Source organism: Haemophilus haemolyticus (assembly GCF_003490595.1).
In the GTDB taxonomy this organism is placed as follows: domain Bacteria; phylum Pseudomonadota; class Gammaproteobacteria; order Enterobacterales; family Pasteurellaceae; genus Haemophilus; species Haemophilus haemolyticus_L.
Window position 1 is genome coordinate 147,087 of sequence record NZ_QQGY01000002.1, and the last position, 15,820, is coordinate 162,906.

At 36.9% G+C, this 15,820-nt stretch carries 14 protein-coding genes; 7 read left to right on the forward strand and 7 right to left on the reverse strand.

Going from position 1 to position 15,820, the window contains the following annotated elements:
- The first annotated feature begins 44 nt into the window (after positions 1-44).
- The 6 genes from lpdA to hda all read left to right on the forward strand — a co-directional run bounded on the left by lpdA (position 45) and on the right by hda (position 7,129).
- Positions 45-1,469 (forward strand): dihydrolipoyl dehydrogenase, encoded by a 1,425-nt coding sequence (gene lpdA / locus DV415_RS02300; RefSeq protein ID WP_118790605.1) that lies wholly within the window; start codon positions 45-47, stop codon positions 1,467-1,469.
- A gap of 157 nt (positions 1,470-1,626) precedes the next feature.
- Positions 1,627-2,169: an adenine phosphoribosyltransferase gene (gene apt, locus DV415_RS02305; protein WP_118790606.1), complete on the forward strand. Its 543-nt coding sequence runs from the start codon at positions 1,627-1,629 to the stop codon at positions 2,167-2,169.
- 11 nt (positions 2,170-2,180) lie between these two features.
- On the forward strand, positions 2,181-4,247 hold the full coding sequence (gene dnaX, locus DV415_RS02310; protein ID WP_118790607.1) for a DNA polymerase III subunit gamma/tau: 2,067 nt from the start codon (positions 2,181-2,183) through the stop codon (positions 4,245-4,247).
- A 139-nt stretch (positions 4,248-4,386) separates the two neighbouring features.
- Complete coding sequence (upp, locus tag DV415_RS02315) at positions 4,387-5,013, forward strand: uracil phosphoribosyltransferase (RefSeq protein ID WP_013525717.1); 627 nt, start codon at positions 4,387-4,389, stop codon at positions 5,011-5,013.
- Positions 5,014-5,117: 104 nt separating this feature from the next.
- Entirely contained in the window at positions 5,118-6,362 is a 1,245-nt protein-coding gene (locus DV415_RS02320) for a nucleobase:cation symporter-2 family protein (protein ID WP_118790608.1), read from the forward strand.
- A gap of 71 nt (positions 6,363-6,433) precedes the next feature.
- Positions 6,434-7,129 (forward strand): DnaA regulatory inactivator Hda, encoded by a 696-nt coding sequence (gene hda / locus DV415_RS02325; RefSeq protein WP_118790609.1) that lies wholly within the window; start codon positions 6,434-6,436, stop codon positions 7,127-7,129.
- Positions 7,130-7,157: 28 nt separating this feature from the next.
- Here hda and yciH read toward each other — a convergent pair whose 3' ends face one another.
- The 7 genes from yciH to cmk all read right to left on the reverse strand — a co-directional run bounded on the left by yciH (position 7,158) and on the right by cmk (position 12,590).
- On the reverse strand, positions 7,158-7,478 hold the full coding sequence (gene yciH, locus DV415_RS02330; RefSeq protein WP_118790610.1) for a stress response translation initiation inhibitor YciH: 321 nt from the start codon (positions 7,476-7,478) through the stop codon (positions 7,158-7,160).
- 5 nt (positions 7,479-7,483) lie between these two features.
- The gene (gene pyrF, locus DV415_RS02335; RefSeq protein WP_118790611.1) at positions 7,484-8,176 is read right to left on the reverse strand and encodes an orotidine-5'-phosphate decarboxylase; all 693 of its coding nucleotides are present in this window, start codon (positions 8,174-8,176) and stop codon (positions 7,484-7,486) included.
- 23 nt (positions 8,177-8,199) lie between these two features.
- Positions 8,200-9,390 carry a lipopolysaccharide assembly protein LapB gene (gene lapB / locus DV415_RS02340; RefSeq protein WP_118784844.1) on the reverse strand — a complete coding sequence of 397 codons (1,191 nt, stop codon included), beginning with the start codon at positions 9,388-9,390 and terminating at the stop codon, positions 8,200-8,202.
- The gene (locus tag DV415_RS02345) at positions 9,390-9,683 is read right to left on the reverse strand and encodes a LapA family protein (protein ID WP_005628856.1); all 294 of its coding nucleotides are present in this window, start codon (positions 9,681-9,683) and stop codon (positions 9,390-9,392) included. The genes lapB and DV415_RS02345 overlap by 1 nt, the downstream gene beginning before the upstream one ends.
- Positions 9,684-9,763: 80 nt before the next feature.
- Entirely contained in the window at positions 9,764-10,063 is a 300-nt protein-coding gene (locus DV415_RS02350; protein WP_479680705.1) for an integration host factor subunit beta, read from the reverse strand.
- A 103-nt stretch (positions 10,064-10,166) separates the two neighbouring features.
- Positions 10,167-11,816, reverse strand: coding sequence for a 30S ribosomal protein S1 (gene rpsA, locus DV415_RS02355; protein ID WP_005630739.1), 1,650 nt, complete (start codon positions 11,814-11,816; stop codon positions 10,167-10,169).
- A gap of 96 nt (positions 11,817-11,912) precedes the next feature.
- Complete coding sequence (gene cmk, locus DV415_RS02360) at positions 11,913-12,590, reverse strand: (d)CMP kinase (protein ID WP_162790775.1); 678 nt, start codon at positions 12,588-12,590, stop codon at positions 11,913-11,915.
- Between the two features lie 294 nt (positions 12,591-12,884).
- Between cmk and DV415_RS02365 the strand changes: the two genes are divergently transcribed.
- Entirely contained in the window at positions 12,885-15,752 is a 2,868-nt protein-coding gene (locus DV415_RS02365) for a TonB-dependent receptor domain-containing protein (protein ID WP_114908865.1), read from the forward strand.
- Positions 15,753-15,820 lie beyond the last annotated feature (68 nt).

The window sequence follows — 15,820 nt, forward strand, 5'->3', positions numbered from 1 at the left end:
TCGCAAAGTGCGGTCAATATTTTAAACGTTTTTACGAGGTAAAAATGAGTAAAGAAATTAAAACCCAAGTCGTCGTACTTGGTGCTGGCCCAGCAGGTTATTCCGCGGCGTTCCGTTGTGCGGATTTAGGCTTAGAAACTGTATTAGTTGAACGTTATTCAACTCTTGGAGGGGTATGTTTAAATGTAGGTTGTATCCCGTCTAAAGCATTGTTGCACGTAGCAAAAGTGATTGAAGAAGCAAAACACGCAAGCAAAAATGGTATTTATTTTGGCGAGCCAAAAATTGATTTAGATGAAGTTCGTGCAGGTAAAGAAGCAGTTGTCGCTAAATTAACTGATGGTTTAGCAGGTATGGCAAAAGCGCGTAAAGTCACTGTGGTTGAAGGTTTAGCAGCATTTACGGATCCTCACACTTTAGTGGCTCGCGATCGTGATGGTCACCCAACTACCATTAAATTCGATAATGCGATTATTGCAGCAGGTTCTCGCCCAATTGAATTACCATTTATTCCACATGAAGATCCACGTATTTGGAACTCAACGGATGCGCTTAAATTAAAAGAAGTACCTAAAAAACTTCTCATTATGGGCGGTGGTATCATCGGTTTAGAAATGGGTACAGTTTACCACGCATTAGGTTCAGAAATTGAAGTGGTAGAAATGTTCGACCAAGTTATCCCAGCAGCGGATAAAGATGTTGTTGCAATTTATACCAAACAAATCGAGAAAAAATTCAAGTTAATGCTTGAAACCAAAGTAACCGCTGTTGAAGCAAAAGATGATGGTATCTACGTTTCAATGGAAGGCAAAGCATGCAATGACACCAAACGTTATGATGCGGTGCTTGTCGCTATCGGTCGTGTACCAAATGGCAAATTGATTGATGCAGGTAAAGCTGGCGTTGAAGTTGATGATCGTGGTTTCATTCATGTTGATAAACAAATGCGCACCAATGTGCCACATATCTTTGCAATCGGCGATATTGTTGGTCAACCAATGTTAGCGCACAAAGGTGTTCACGAAGGCCACGTTGCTGCAGAAGTCATTGCGGGACAAAAACACTACTTTGATCCTAAAGTGATTCCATCCATTGCTTATACTGAACCAGAAGTAGCTTGGGTAGGTAAAACTGAGAAAGAATGTAAACAAGAAGGCTTAAACTACGAAGTAGCTAAATTCCCTTGGGCAGCATCAGGCCGCGCTATTGCATCCGAATGTTCAGAAGGTATGACGAAGTTAATCTTTGATAAAGATACTCATCGTGTACTTGGCGGTGCAATCGTAGGTTCTAACGGTGGTGAATTATTAGGTGAAATCGGTCTTGCCATCGAGATGGGTTGCGACGCAGAAGATATTGCATTAACTATCCACGCTCACCCAACTTTACACGAATCTGTTGGTTTAGCTGCAGAAGTATTTGAAGGCTCAATCACTGACCTTCCAAATGCAAAAGCGAAGAAAAAATAATTTCTATTTAAGAAGTTTTAATTCAGCTAAAATTATAAATCCAAACCTAAATAAAAATCCCCTATTGGGGATTTTTATTTTCCTATCTTTTTATTTTTTTATGATAAGATACCGTCCTAAAAACGTTTCTTTTTTACCGCACTTTTGAGCATTATTTATGACTACACAACTTGATTTAATTAAATCTTCTATCAAATCTATTCCTAACTATCCGAAAGAAGGCATTATCTTCCGCGACATTACTACCCTTTTAGAAGTTCCAGCAGCTTTTAAAGCAACAATAGATCTTATTGTGGAACAATATCGAGACAAAGGAATTACCAAAGTGCTTGGAACTGAATCTCGTGGTTTTATTTTTGGCGCACCCGTTGCCTTAGCACTAGGTTTACCTTTTGAATTAGTACGTAAACCTAAAAAATTACCACGCAAAACCATTTCTCAATCTTATCAACTAGAATATGGTCAAGATACTTTGGAAATGCACGTTGATGCAATTTCAGAAGGTGACAATATTTTAATCATTGATGATTTATTAGCAACAGGTGGCACCGTTGAAGCAACAGTAAAATTAGTGCAACGTTTAGGTGGAGTGGTAAAACACGCTGCATTTGTGATTAATTTACCTGAATTAGGTGGCGAAAAACGCTTAAATAATTTGGGCGTTGATTGCTATACACTCGTCAATTTTGAAGGTCATTAATTAAGGATTCGATGAGCTATCAAGTCTTAGCCAGAAAATGGCGACCAAAAACATTTGCTGATGTCGTTGGGCAAGAACACATTATCACGGCATTAGCAAATGGATTAAAAGATAATCGACTACATCACGCTTACCTCTTTTCAGGCACGCGTGGTGTAGGGAAAACCTCTATTGCCAGATTATTTGCAAAAGGATTAAATTGTGTACATGGTGTAACCGCAACGCCCTGCGGTGAATGTGAAAATTGTAAAGCCATTGAGCAAGGCAATTTCATTGATTTAATTGAAATTGATGCGGCATCCCGCACAAAAGTTGAAGACACGCGCGAATTATTGGATAACGTGCAATATAAACCTGTTGTCGGAAGATTTAAGGTTTACTTAATCGATGAAGTCCACATGCTGTCCCGTCATTCATTTAATGCATTGCTCAAGACGTTGGAAGAACCTCCAGAATATGTAAAATTCTTACTCGCGACAACGGATCCGCAAAAACTACCTATAACCATCCTTTCTCGCTGTTTACAATTTCATCTCAAAGCATTAGATGAAACCCAAATCTCCCAGCATCTTGCCCATATTTTGACACAAGAAAATATTCCTTTTGAAGAACCTGCATTAGTTAAACTTGCAAAAGCGGCGCAAGGAAGTATTCGTGATAGCTTAAGTTTAACCGATCAAGCCATTGCAATGGGCGACCGACAAGTTACGAATAGTGTTGTAAGCAATATGTTAGGGCTGCTTGACGATAACTATTCTGTTGATATTTTATATGCCTTACATCAAGGCAATGGTGAACTCTTAATGCGAACACTGCAAAGAGTTGCAGATGCAGCAGGCGATTGGGACAAATTACTTGGCGAATGTGCAGAAAAATTACATAAAATTGCACTCATGCAACTTCTTCCACAAAAATCTTCAGATGACAATGAACATTTTTCATTTTTAGCCAAACATATCTCTCCAGAAGATGTTCAGTTTTTTTATCAAGTCATTGTTTCTGGTAGAAAAGATTTATCAAATGCGCCAAATCGTCGTATTGGCGCAGAAATGACATTATTGAGGGCATTGGCATTTCACCCAAAGTTCCTTACGGCAGTACCAAAGGCTAACACGACAATTACTCCACCGCCATCAACTCCACGTGCGGTTGAAAATACAGGTAATTATGTAGATGTGCCAGTACTGTCGCAAAGTATAAAATCAGCTTATTCTCAAGCAAAACCAAATAAAACAAGCATTCCAAATTTGGCAAGCCTTTCAGCTTTAGATGCACTTGAACATTTAACACAACTGGAAAACCAAGAACGTCAAGAACACAAAGCTGAATCATTAGCTGTTGTAAGTGAAACTTTACATCATATCCAAGAACTGGATGAAGAAAAATCTCATAAAAAAATGACCGCACTTCCCGTGCGAGAAATGTCTGAACCGAAGCCCAAGCACATAGAAAAGCCAACATCACCACCAAATGCCGCACAAGCTTCACAAGAAAATAGTACAGAAGAAAATTCAAGTGGTGATAATGTAGAAATTGCTCAAGATGAGCAAGAAATCTTGAGTGCTGACACCTATCGTTGGGAATGGAGCAATCCAGAACTTGCTAAAGCCGATACAGGCGTTCGTCCTTCTGATATAAAACAGGCGATTTTGAAAGATATTACGCCTGAATTACGTTTAAAAATCATCACCCAAACTCAACAACAAGATGAGTGGGCAGATATAGTTGAGCGTTCTGGCGTAACAGGATTTAGCAAAGAATTAGCGTTAAATTGTTTCTTACAAAACAAAACCGATGATGAAATCAATCTTGGACTACATTCAGAAAAATCTCATTTACGCCAAGACAGAAGTATAAAAAATTTGGTTGAAGCTTTAAGCAAATTGCAAGGTAAAAATATTCGATTAACAATTAATATTGATGATAGCAATGTCACGACGCCAATTGAATATCGCCGCAATATTTATCAAGCATTGCGGGAAAAGGCTCAAAATGAGTTGCAAAAAGATAGTAAATTACAAATTCTACTTAATGAGTTTGATGCAAAATTAGATATAGAGAGTATTCGACCAGTTTAAAAATATTGTGTTTTCCCCTCACAATTTCCCTGTCAAATTTATAAAATCATCAGAATATTTTTATTAAGCTCTACCATTTTGTATGTTTTTAATCTAAAATTCGTCAATTTGTTTTTTAAGCGCCAAAAGGAGAGTGAAAATGAAACTGGTTGAAGTAAAACACCCACTTGTAAAACACAAACTAGGTGTGATGCGTGAAGCTGAGATTGATACAAAAAAATTCCGTGAACTAGCAACAGAAATCGGTAGCCTATTAACCTATGAAGCAACGTCTGATTTAGAAACTGAAAAAGTAACGATCAACGGTTGGAATGGCCCAGTAGAAATCGATCGAATTAAAGGTAAAAAAGTAACGGTTGTGCCAATTTTACGTGCAGGTTTAGGTATGATGGATGGTGTACTTGAACATGTACCAAGCGCACGTATCAGTGTAGTGGGTATCTACCGTAATGAAGAAACCCTTGAGCCAGTCCCTTATTTCCAAAAATTAGCCAGCGATTTAGAAGAACGTCTTGCAATTGTGGTGGATCCAATGCTTGCAACAGGCGGTTCTATGATTGCAACCCTCGATCTTTTAAAAGCAAAAGGTTGTAAACATATCAAAGTATTAGTATTAGTGGCTGCACCAGAAGGAATTAAAGCTCTTGAGGCTGCACATCCTGACATTGAACTTTACTGCGCTTCTATTGATAGCCATTTAAATGAACAAGGTTACATTATTCCGGGTCTTGGTGATGCGGGCGATAAAATTTTTGGGACAAAATAATCCCCAAAACAAGACGGCATTTAAGCCGTCTTTTTTCCGTGCGTGAAACACAAGAAAAACTGACCGCACTTTTTAAGTTAATTCAAACAGAGAGTTGAAACTAAATGACAAACCAAATCCCTCCTTCCCTAGCGGAAAATCAAAGCAAATTAAAACAATCTTTCGTTGGCCTACAAATGCTCTTCGTCGCATTTGGCGCGCTCGTTCTTGTACCATTAATTACAGGCCTTGATTCCAATACTGCATTATTAACCGCCGGCGTTGGCACTCTACTCTTCCAACTTTGCACTGGCAAACAAGTTCCTATTTTCTTGGCCTCATCTTTTGCCTTTATCGCACCGATTCAATATGGTGTTCAAACTTGGGGCATTGCGACCACTATGGGTGGTTTAGCATCCGCTGGGCTTGTATATCTAGCACTGAGCATGTTAGTAAAATTACGCGGAACAGAAGCGTTACAACGCATTTTCCCACCGATTGTAGTTGGCCCAGTAATTATTATCATTGGTATGGGACTAGCCCCTGTGGCAGTTGATATGTCATTAGGCAAAAACAGTGCTTATGCATATAACGATGCGGTATTAGTTTCAATGGTAACGCTTCTTACTACTTTATCTGTGGCAGTATTTGCCAAAGGATTGATGAAACTCATCCCAATTATGTTTGGTATTACTGCGGGCTATATTTTATGTTTATTCCTAGGTTTAATTAATTTCCAACCAGTGATTGATGCGCCTTGGTTCAGCTTACCAAAATTAACTGCGCCTGAATTTAACCTAGAAGCTATTCTTTATATGTTACCCATTGCCATTGCACCTGCAGTAGAACACGTGGGTGGCATCATGGCAATCAGCTCTGTGACAGGTAAAGACTTTTTAAAAAAACCAGGATTACACCGCACTTTATTAGGCGATGGTTTAGCGACTGCAGCAGCATCTTTAGTGGGTGGCCCACCAAATACAACCTATGCGGAAGTAACTGGTGCCGTAATGTTAACCCGAAATTTCAATCCTAATATTATGACTTGGGCTGCGGTTTGGGCTATTGCTATTTCATTCTGTGGAAAAGTAGGCGCATTCCTATCAACGATTCCAACTATTGTAATGGGTGGAATTATGATGCTTGTTTTCGGTTCAATCGCAGTCGTGGGCATGAGCACCTTAATTCGTGGCAAAGTTGATGTTACCGAAGCACGTAATCTGTGTATTATTTCTGTCGTCATGACATTTGGTATCGGCAATATGTTTGTAGATGTGGGTAACGTATCACTAAAAGGTATCAGCTTGTGCGCGATTGTTGCTATCATCTTAAACCTTGTTTTACCGAAAGCAAAAAATGAAGTAGAATAAGATTCCTTTTAAAAGGGTTAAATACCAATTTAACCCTTTTTCTTACTTATAATCTTGTAATACATAAATATTTGAATAAGCAGCTTCCCTTACCCATTCATCAAATTGATGATGCAACATTAGAAAACTTTTACGGCGATAATAATCTTTTATTGCTCGATTCTTTACGCAAAAATTCATCTGAATTAAAACAACAGTTTTTCTATATTTGGGGAAATAAAGGTTCTGGAAAAACTCACCTGCTTAGAGCATTCACTAACGAATATTTAATCAATCAACGTACTGCTATTTATGTACCGCTCAGCAAATCTCAATATTTTTCTACCGCAGTTCTTGAAAATCTAGAACAGCAAGAATTAGTGTGTCTAGATGATGTACAAAGTGTGATCGGAAATGATGAATGGGAATTAGCTATTTTTGATCTCTTCAATCGAATTAAAGCGAGCGGAAAAACGCTTTTGCTTATTAGTTCAGATAAATCGCCTTCCGCACTTTCTGTAAAATTGCCTGATTTAAACTCTCGCCTAACTTGGGGGGAAATTTATCAATTAAATTCATTAACAGACGAACAAAAAATCAAAGTACTACAACTCGCAGCTTACCAACGAGGATTCCAATTATCTGACGAAACTGCAAATTTTTTACTTACACGACTAGCGCGAGACATGCACACATTATTTGAAGCGCTTGATCTACTAGATAAAGCCTCGTTACAAGCACAACGAAATCTTACAATTCCTTTCGTTAAAGAAATTTTAAATCTTTAACAAAAAAGGCGCTAATGCGCCTTTTTAATCATCCACCTGATAATTTAACGATAAACCCTTTTTGCTCTAACAATTGCTTGAGCAAATCACGCTTTTCACCTTGAATCTCAATCATTCCATTTTTAACTGAACCGCCACATCCACAACGTTTTTTTAATTCAGCCGCTAATTTTTTCAATTCCTCATCGGATAAATCTAAACCAGTTATAACGGATACGCCCGCACCTTTTCTACCACTCGTTTGTTTTTGGATACGTACAACACCGTCTCCTTTTGGGCGAACTACAGAAGCCTTTTCCTCTTTAATTCGCCCCACATCTGTTGAATACACTAAAACAGAATTTGACATCATAATTACCCAATAGATGCATTAATAGAACGGAGAACCTCCGCAGGATTATCCGCTTGAGTTATTGGGCGTCCAATAACTAAATAATCTGAACCTGCACGAATTGCTGCAGTAGGCGTCATCACACGTCGTTGATCACCAAAATCCGCTCCAATTGGACGAATACCTGGTGTCACCAATTTAAACTCTTCTCCACAAGCGTTACGTAAAATTTCAACTTCTTGAGGGGAGCAGACTACACCATCTAAACCTGCTCGTTGGGTTAAATGAGCTAAGCGTAAAACTTGTTCCATTGGCGATGCATTAATCCCAATTTGTAATAAATCCAAATCTTCCATACTGGTTAATACCGTCACAGCAATAAGCAATGGCGCATCTTTCCCATAAGGTTCAAGAATTCTCTTAGCTTCTTCCATCATTCGTAGCCCACCACTTGCGTGCAGATCTACCATCCATACACCCAAATCAGCTGCAGAACGGACCGCTCTTGCTACAGTATTTGGAATATCATGATATTTAAGATCTAAGAAAACATCGAAATTACGTTGATGTAATTGTTTTACAAAATTAATACCAAGTGTAGTAAACATTTCTTTACCCACTTTTAATCGACACAAACTCGGATCAATTTGATCAACTAAAGCAAGAGCCTCTGCTTCTTTCTCATAGTCCAATGCCACAATAATTTTGCTTGTCATAATGTTACCTCGCTGAGTATCAATTAATTATGTTCTTGACTTGAAACTGGTTTAATACTTTCCCATTGACGGCAAGATGGGCAATTCCACAATAGCTTATGGATTTGATAACCACAATTTGTACAACGATAAGCCGATGTTTGCTTAATTCTTTCACCAACCATTTTATGTAATAAAATTAGGCTTTCTTTTCCCCGCCCTTCTTCTGCATCATCAATTTGATACTGCATAAAACGATGGAAAATTAAAGTACTTGGCTTTTTCGTGAGTTGCTGATAAAGCTTAGCTTGAGCAGCAGACTTTCCATCTTTTTCTTCAATTAATTTAACCAAAGCTAGCTCTACTTCATCATTATTAGTAATTTGGCCAGCACGAATTAGGAATAACTCAAAGTTATCTAACTGATTTAATTCTTCATAACAATGTTTTAAAGGTGACAGAATTTCACCCGTATAATCTGGATTTTGCTCTAAAACATTTTCTAGTATTTTTGCAGCTTGTTGATATTGTTCTTCAAGCATTTCTAAATTTGCGAGTAATAAAGAAGCGCGAACACAAGTAGGAGAAACCGACAAAGCTTTTTGTAAAACACTGCGTTTTTCAACCGCACTTTCAGGCTCTAAACTTTGTGAATATTCACAATAACATTGCGCAAGTTCAATATTATTCTCTTGTGGTTTTATTTTAGCGAGTTTTTCAGCAATATTAACCGCTTTTTTCCATTCTTTAGTTTTTTGATAAATCAGTAAAAGTTGCTGTAAAGCATTTTCTGCAAATTCAGGTTCATCCACTAGTAAAATATAAAGATTTTCAGCTCGGTCAAAAAAACCAACCACCATAAAATCTCTAGCAAGCTGTTGCTTTGCGAGTAATTTTTGCTCAAATGTATAATTAGGACTAAGGTCTAAAGCTTGGTGAATACGCAATGCACGATCAACTTCGCCTCTAGAGCGGAATAGATTACCAAGTGTAAGCTCAGCTTCAAATTGGGAGTGACTTTCGATTTCATTTTCAGTTTCTTGCTTCTGAAGCATGTCTAAAAACAAATCTACAGCTTTATCGGTTTGATTGGAAAGTAAGAAGTTTACCCCCGTAACATAATCTCGGGAGAGTTTATTACTAATATCATCTTGATCTTTCTTTGCACTACGCTGCCCCATGTACCAACCATAGGCTGCAGCAATAGGCAATAGTAGAAAGAGTAATTCTAGCATCAGGCGACCTTATCGCGCACAGTAGTCAACTCGTTGATTTGTAAAGTTTGGCGCTTAACTTGGCGAGCTAATGCCATATTTTTAAGTTTTAACTTAAGATAGAAAAAAGCAGTGATTAACCAGCCAAGAATCAAACCTAATCCAAATAAAATAGCAACAAGAGTGGATAGTTGGAGCTGGCTTTCCGCCACAATATAATTAAATGTAATAACTTGATCGTTATTTGCCCCAATGGTAATTGCAACCAACACGATAGCAATAAAAATAACAATACCTAAAATATATTTAATCATAACATTTCCTTAAAATATGGCTTTTTTAAATAATGGCAAACGTTGTAGTTTAAAAGGCATATTCGTGCATTTTAATTTTATTAATAAATATCTACACGCTCTTTTAATTCTTTACCAGGCTTAAAGTGCGGTACAGATTTAGCTTCTAATTTAACAGAATCACCCGTTTTGGGATTACGCCCTAAACGAGGATTACGATAATGCAGTGAAAAACTTCCAAATCCTCTCAACTCAACACGATCGCCATTTTCAAGAGATTGAGAAATAAACTCCAAAATATCTTTTACCATATTTTCGATTTCTTTTACGGGTAAAGTCGGATGTTTCGCTAATAATTTTTCTATAAGTTCTGACTTAGTCATCGTCTTCTCTCCCTTAATATTATTCAAATTAAGATTTATTGCTAATACATTATTTCAATGTATTAGCAATAAGCCCTAAAAATAAGGCTGGACATGAGCCCAGCCTTACTACGTGAATTAATTATTCACCTTTAGCTGCTTTGAAAGCTTCAGCCATTGCGTTTGGAATAGCAACTTCTTCTTGTTTGTTATTCACATTTGCAACTGCAGCAGCTTCTTCAGCTTGATCTTTTGCTTTCACTGATAAGTGAACGATACGAGATTTACGATCTACACCAGTGTATTTAGCTTCAACCACATCACCTGCAGCAACTTCATTTGTTAAATCAGCTGCGCGGATATAACCTTCAACGCCGCCCGCTAATTCAACTTTAGCACCTTTTGCATCTGCTTCAACTACTGTTGCAGATACTACAGCGCCTTTTTTATTGATCGCTACGAAGTTATTGAATGGATCTTCTTCAAGTTGTTTGATACCTAAAGAGATACGTTCTTTCACTGCATCAACAGCTAATACTACTGCAGAAACTTCGTCACCTTTTTTGTAGTTACGAACTGCTTCTTCACCTGATACATTCCAAGAAATATCAGATAAGTGAACTAAACCATCGATACCACCTTCAAGACCGATGAAGATACCGAAATCAGTGATAGACTTGATTTTACCCGTTACTTTATCGCCTTTATTGTGAGTTTCAGCAAATTGAGTCCATGGGTTAGCTTTACATTGTTTTAAGCCTAAAGAAATACGACGACGTTCTTCATCAATTTCTAATACCATTACTTCTACAGTATCGCCTAAGCTAACAACTTTAGATGGGTGGATATTTTTGTTAGTCCAATCCATTTCAGAAACGTGAACTAAACCTTCAACGCCATCTAAGATCTCAACGAAACAACCATAGTCTGTTAAGTTAGTTACTTTACCAGTTAATTTGCTGTTTACAGGGTGATTTTCAGCAATTGCAGCCCATGGATCTTGGCCTAATTGTTTTAAGCCTAAAGATACACGAGTACGATCTTTATCAAATTTTAATACTTTAACAGTAACTTCATCGCCAACATTCACGATTTCGCTTGGATGTTTAACACGTTTCCAAGCCATATCTGTGATATGTAATAAACCGTCAACACCACCAAGATCAACGAATGCACCGTACTCAGTTAAGTTTTTAACGATACCTTTAACTTCTGAACCTTCAACAAGATTTTCTAATACTTGTTCACGTTCTTGGCTGTTTTCAGATTCAATCACTGCACGACGAGAAACAACAACGTTGTTACGTTTTTGATCTAATTTGATTACTTTGAATTCTAATTCTTTACCAAGTAAGTGATCTGCTTCACGCGCTGGACGAGTATCAACTAAAGAACCTGGTAAGAATGCACGAACACCGTTTAACTCAACTGTGAAGCCACCTTTCACTTTGCCGTTGATTAAACCGATAACGGTCGCTTTTTCTTCGTAAGCTTTTTCTAATTCAATCCAAGATTCGTGACGAACAGCTTTCTCACGAGAAAGTTTAGTTTCACCGAAACCATCTTCAACTGCATCTAATGCAACATTTACAGTATCGCCAACTTGGATTTCAAGTTCGCCTTGTGCATTTAAGAATTCAGCAACTGGGATTGCAGACTCAGATTTTAAACCTGCATCAACAAGCACAAAGCCTTTTTGGATAGCTACTACAGTACCGCTAACGATTGAACCTTGACGAGTTTCAAGGCCTTTTAATGATTCTTCAAAAAGTTGAGCAAAAGATTCTGACATATAAATAATCTTCTTAATTTAAGTTAATAACATCCACATTAAAATCCATAAAATGCGGGGTTGAGGATAAATGCTTATTCTTCCTTGAACAAACAGTTAAATCGAAACTGACACCTTTTCTTGAATATAAGCTAACGCCTGATCAATAACTTCATCAATACTCAACGTTGTGCTATCCAATAATAAAGCATCATCAGCCGGTTTTAGAGGCGCGACCTCTCGATTTCTATCACGAAAATCACGCTCTTTTATCTCGGCTAAAATCTGCTCAAAGTTACCATTTATTCCTTTATTTTGCAACTGTTTATAGCGTCTTTTTGCACGCTCTTCAGCACTCGCATCTAAAAATAACTTCACTTGAGCATTCGGGAATACTACAGTCCCCATATCTCTACCATCAGCAATTAATCCATCATTTTTCGCAAAATCTTGCTGAAGTTGTAGCAAAGCTGACCGCACTTCTGGAAACACAGCTACTTTAGATGCGGCATCAGCGACTTCTTGAGTGCGAATTAAATGGCTTACATTCATGCCAGCAAGCAAAATATTCACCTCGCCATTTTGAGGAATAAATTGAATATCTAAATGACGAGCTAATTCGGCTAACGCCAATTCATTTGTTAAATCAGTTTTACGTTGTAATGCAGCTAATGCTGTAACGCGATAAATTGCTCCACTATCCAATAACGCATAACCTAGCTTTTCTGCCAAAGCGTAACAAAGCGTACCTTTCCCGGCACCGCTAGGACCATCAACGGTAATAATCGTTCCCATATAACTTATCCTTTACTTATCAAAAGTTGACGTATTATAGAGATAAACACTCTATTTCGCTATTGCCACCTTTCAAACTTAACTCAAGATCCATTAACAAAGAATAAAAAAATAACAAACACGCACCTATAAGCTTTTTTAGTTAAGGAGCTACTCTACTTATCCTCCACCTTTTAAAATTAATTTTTTTCATTTTTTCGCGGTTTTATATTAATTTTAATAAAAAACCATTGAGTTTTACAAAATATAATAAGATAATGAGAATCTTTCTCAAAAAAACAATAAGGATATGTAATGAAGAGAGTTATTAAATTAAATTTAATCACACTCTGCTTAATCAATACCCTTAGTGTTTCTATCGTTGATGCAAAAGCTGAAGAAACATTAGATCAAATTGATGTAGTAGAAAAAAATGTCGCTAACGATAAAAAACCTTTTACGGAAGCAAAAGCGAAAAGTACCCGAGAGCATATTTTTAAAGAAACCCAGACTATCGATCAAGTCATTCGAAGTATCCCTGGTGCATTTACTCAACAAGATAAAGGCTCTGGCGTAGTTTCTGTTAATATTCGTGGCGAAAATGGGTTAGGTCGTGTCAATACTATGGTCGATGGAGTCACACAAACTTTTTACTCTACAGCCATGGACTCAGGTCAATCTGGTGGTAATTCTCAATTCGGTGCATCGCTTGATCCTAACTTCATTGCTGGTGTCGATGTCAATAAAAGCAACTTTTCAGGTTCTAATGGCGTAAATACCTTATCTGGTAGTGCCAATTTTAGAACGCTAGGTGTTAATGATGTTATTACTGATGACAAACCATTTGGACTCATCGTAAAAGGAATGACGGGGAGCAATGCAACTAAATCGAATTTTATGACAATGGCTGCAGGCAGAAAATGGCTGGATAATGGTGGTTATGTTGGTGTGGTATATGGTTACAGTCAACGTGAAGTTTCACAAGATTATCTTATTGGTGGAGGAGAACGATTGTCTTCGCTTGGACAAGATATTCTTGCTAAAGAAAAAGAAGCCTATTTCCACAATGCAGGTTATGTTTTAAATTCAGCTGGACAGTGGACACCTGATTTAAACAAAAATCATTGGTCTTGTAACGCACCTAATCCAACATTTAATGGAAATACAGACCCAATTACGACAACCGATGAACTCACTGGAACTATAGAAACAAGAACACCAGGCTGTATTACTCGAATTGAACGACAAGAAGAAAATTACGATTATATTAGTGAAGAGGACACGCCAGATGAGCCACGTTACAATACATCTCGCTATCAACTTGATAACTATAAAAATGAAACAAGAAAGAAAATTTTAAAAGAATTAGCAAATGGCACTCAGCCTCAAGAAATACCTGAATTACAGGATGAAGTAAATTCTACAAATGACTCATTTGAGCGCAATAAAGATCAATATAGTGTTGCCCCTATTGAGCCAGGTAGTTTGCAATCTCGTTCTCGTAGCCATTTATTAAAATTTGAATATGGCGATGACAACCATACCTTAGGTGCACAAATACGTACCCTTGATAATAAAATTGGTTCTCGAAAAATCGAAAATCGTAATTATCAATTAAATTATAATTTTAATAATAATCGCTATCTTGATCTAAATCTAATGGTAGCACATAACTTAGGTAAAACTATTTATCCTAAAGGTGCATTCTTTTCTGGTTGGCAAGTAGAAGATAAATTAATTACAAAGAATGTGGCAAATATTATTGATATTAACAATAGCTATACTTTTTTATTGCCAAAAGAAATTGATTTAAAAACCACATTAGGCTTTAACTACTTTATTAATGAGTATAGTAAAAACCGTTTTCCTGAAGAATTAAGTTTGTTTTATAACAATGAATCACACTCCCAAGGAAACTATAGCTATTTAGGTCGCTTCCAAGGAAGCAAAAGCGGATTACCACAACGTTCAGTGATCTTACAACCTTCCGGTAAACAAAAATTTAAAACTGTTTATTTTGATACCGCACTTTCTAAAGGAATTTACCATTTAGACTATAGTGTCAATTTTACGCATTATGCATTTAATGGTGAGTATGTAGGTTACGAAAATACACCAACACAAATTAATGAACCGATTTTGCATAAATCAGGACATAAAACAGCAATAAATCACTCAGCAACACTTAGCGCAGATATCAATAATTATTTTATGCCGTTTTTCACCTATTCGCGCACACATAGAATGCCAAATATTCAAGAAATGTTCTTCTCTCAAGCATCTGACGTTGGGGTAAATACGGCATTAAAACCTGAGCGAGCTGAAACTTATCAACTTGGATTTAATACCTATAAAAAAGGCATTTTCACTAAAGAAGATATATTAGGTTTAAAACTAGTGGGCTATCGCAGCTTTATCAAAAATTATATTCATAATGTATATGGTGTATGGTGGAGAGATGGCGTTGTTCCTGACTGGGCAGCTAATAATGGATTTAGATTTACCATTGCTCATCAAAATTATAAGCCTATTGTGAAAAAGAGCGGTGTTGAGTTAGAAGTAAATTATGACATGGGACGTTTCTTTGCAAATCTATCTTATGCATACCAACGAACAAATCAACCAACCAATTATGCAGACGCAAGCCCACGTCCTAACAACGCATCAAAAGATGATATTCTGAAACAAGGTTATGGTCTATCTCGTATCTCAATGTTACCGAAAGATTATGGAAGATTAGAACTTGGCTCTCGCTGGTTTGATCAAAAATTAACTCTTGGTATCGCAGCACGTTACTATGGGAAAAGTAAACGAGCAACCATTCAAGAAGATTATATTAACGGTTCTCAATTTGAATTAAATACGAGCCATGAACGAACTTATTATGCTATAAAGAAAACAGAGGAAATTAATAAACAACCGATTATTTTAGATTTGCATGTAAGTTATGAACCTGTTAAAGATTTAATTATCAAAGCTGAAGTACAAAACCTACTAGATAAACGTTATGTTGATCCTTTAGACTCAGGCAATGATGCTGCTTCACAGCGCTATTATTCAAGCTTAAATGATTCAATTTGTAGTAAAAATAATACTTGTGAAGATGGAGGAAAAGATAAATCTGTACTTTATAACTTTGCACGTGGAAGAACTTATATTCTGAGTTTAAATTATAAATTCTAATTGGCTCATATAAAAAGGCATAGCTAATAAGCTATGCCTTTTTAAATAATGTTTATAATTCAATTTTA

Coding starts and splice junctions, on each gene's coding strand:
- lapB (WP_118784844.1), bottom strand. CDS start 9,390: ATGCTAGAATTACTCTTTCTACTATTGCCTATTGCTGCAGCCTATGGT.
- DV415_RS02320 (WP_118790608.1), top strand. CDS start 5,118: ATGACAAACCAAATCCCTCCTTCCCTAGCGGAAAATCAAAGCAAATTA.
- cmk (WP_162790775.1), bottom strand. CDS start 12,590: ATGGGAACGATTATTACCGTTGATGGTCCTAGCGGTGCCGGGAAAGGT.
- upp (WP_013525717.1), top strand. CDS start 4,387: ATGAAACTGGTTGAAGTAAAACACCCACTTGTAAAACACAAACTAGGT.
- pyrF (WP_118790611.1), bottom strand. CDS start 8,176: ATGACAAGCAAAATTATTGTGGCATTGGACTATGAGAAAGAAGCAGAG.
- apt (WP_118790606.1), top strand. CDS start 1,627: ATGACTACACAACTTGATTTAATTAAATCTTCTATCAAATCTATTCCT.
- lpdA (WP_118790605.1), top strand. CDS start 45: ATGAGTAAAGAAATTAAAACCCAAGTCGTCGTACTTGGTGCTGGCCCA.
- DV415_RS02365 (WP_114908865.1), top strand. CDS start 12,885: ATGAAGAGAGTTATTAAATTAAATTTAATCACACTCTGCTTAATCAAT.
- rpsA (WP_005630739.1), bottom strand. CDS start 11,816: ATGTCAGAATCTTTTGCTCAACTTTTTGAAGAATCATTAAAAGGCCTT.
- yciH (WP_118790610.1), bottom strand. CDS start 7,478: ATGTCAAATTCTGTTTTAGTGTATTCAACAGATGTGGGGCGAATTAAA.
- DV415_RS02345 (WP_005628856.1), bottom strand. CDS start 9,683: ATGATTAAATATATTTTAGGTATTGTTATTTTTATTGCTATCGTGTTG.
- dnaX (WP_118790607.1), top strand. CDS start 2,181: ATGAGCTATCAAGTCTTAGCCAGAAAATGGCGACCAAAAACATTTGCT.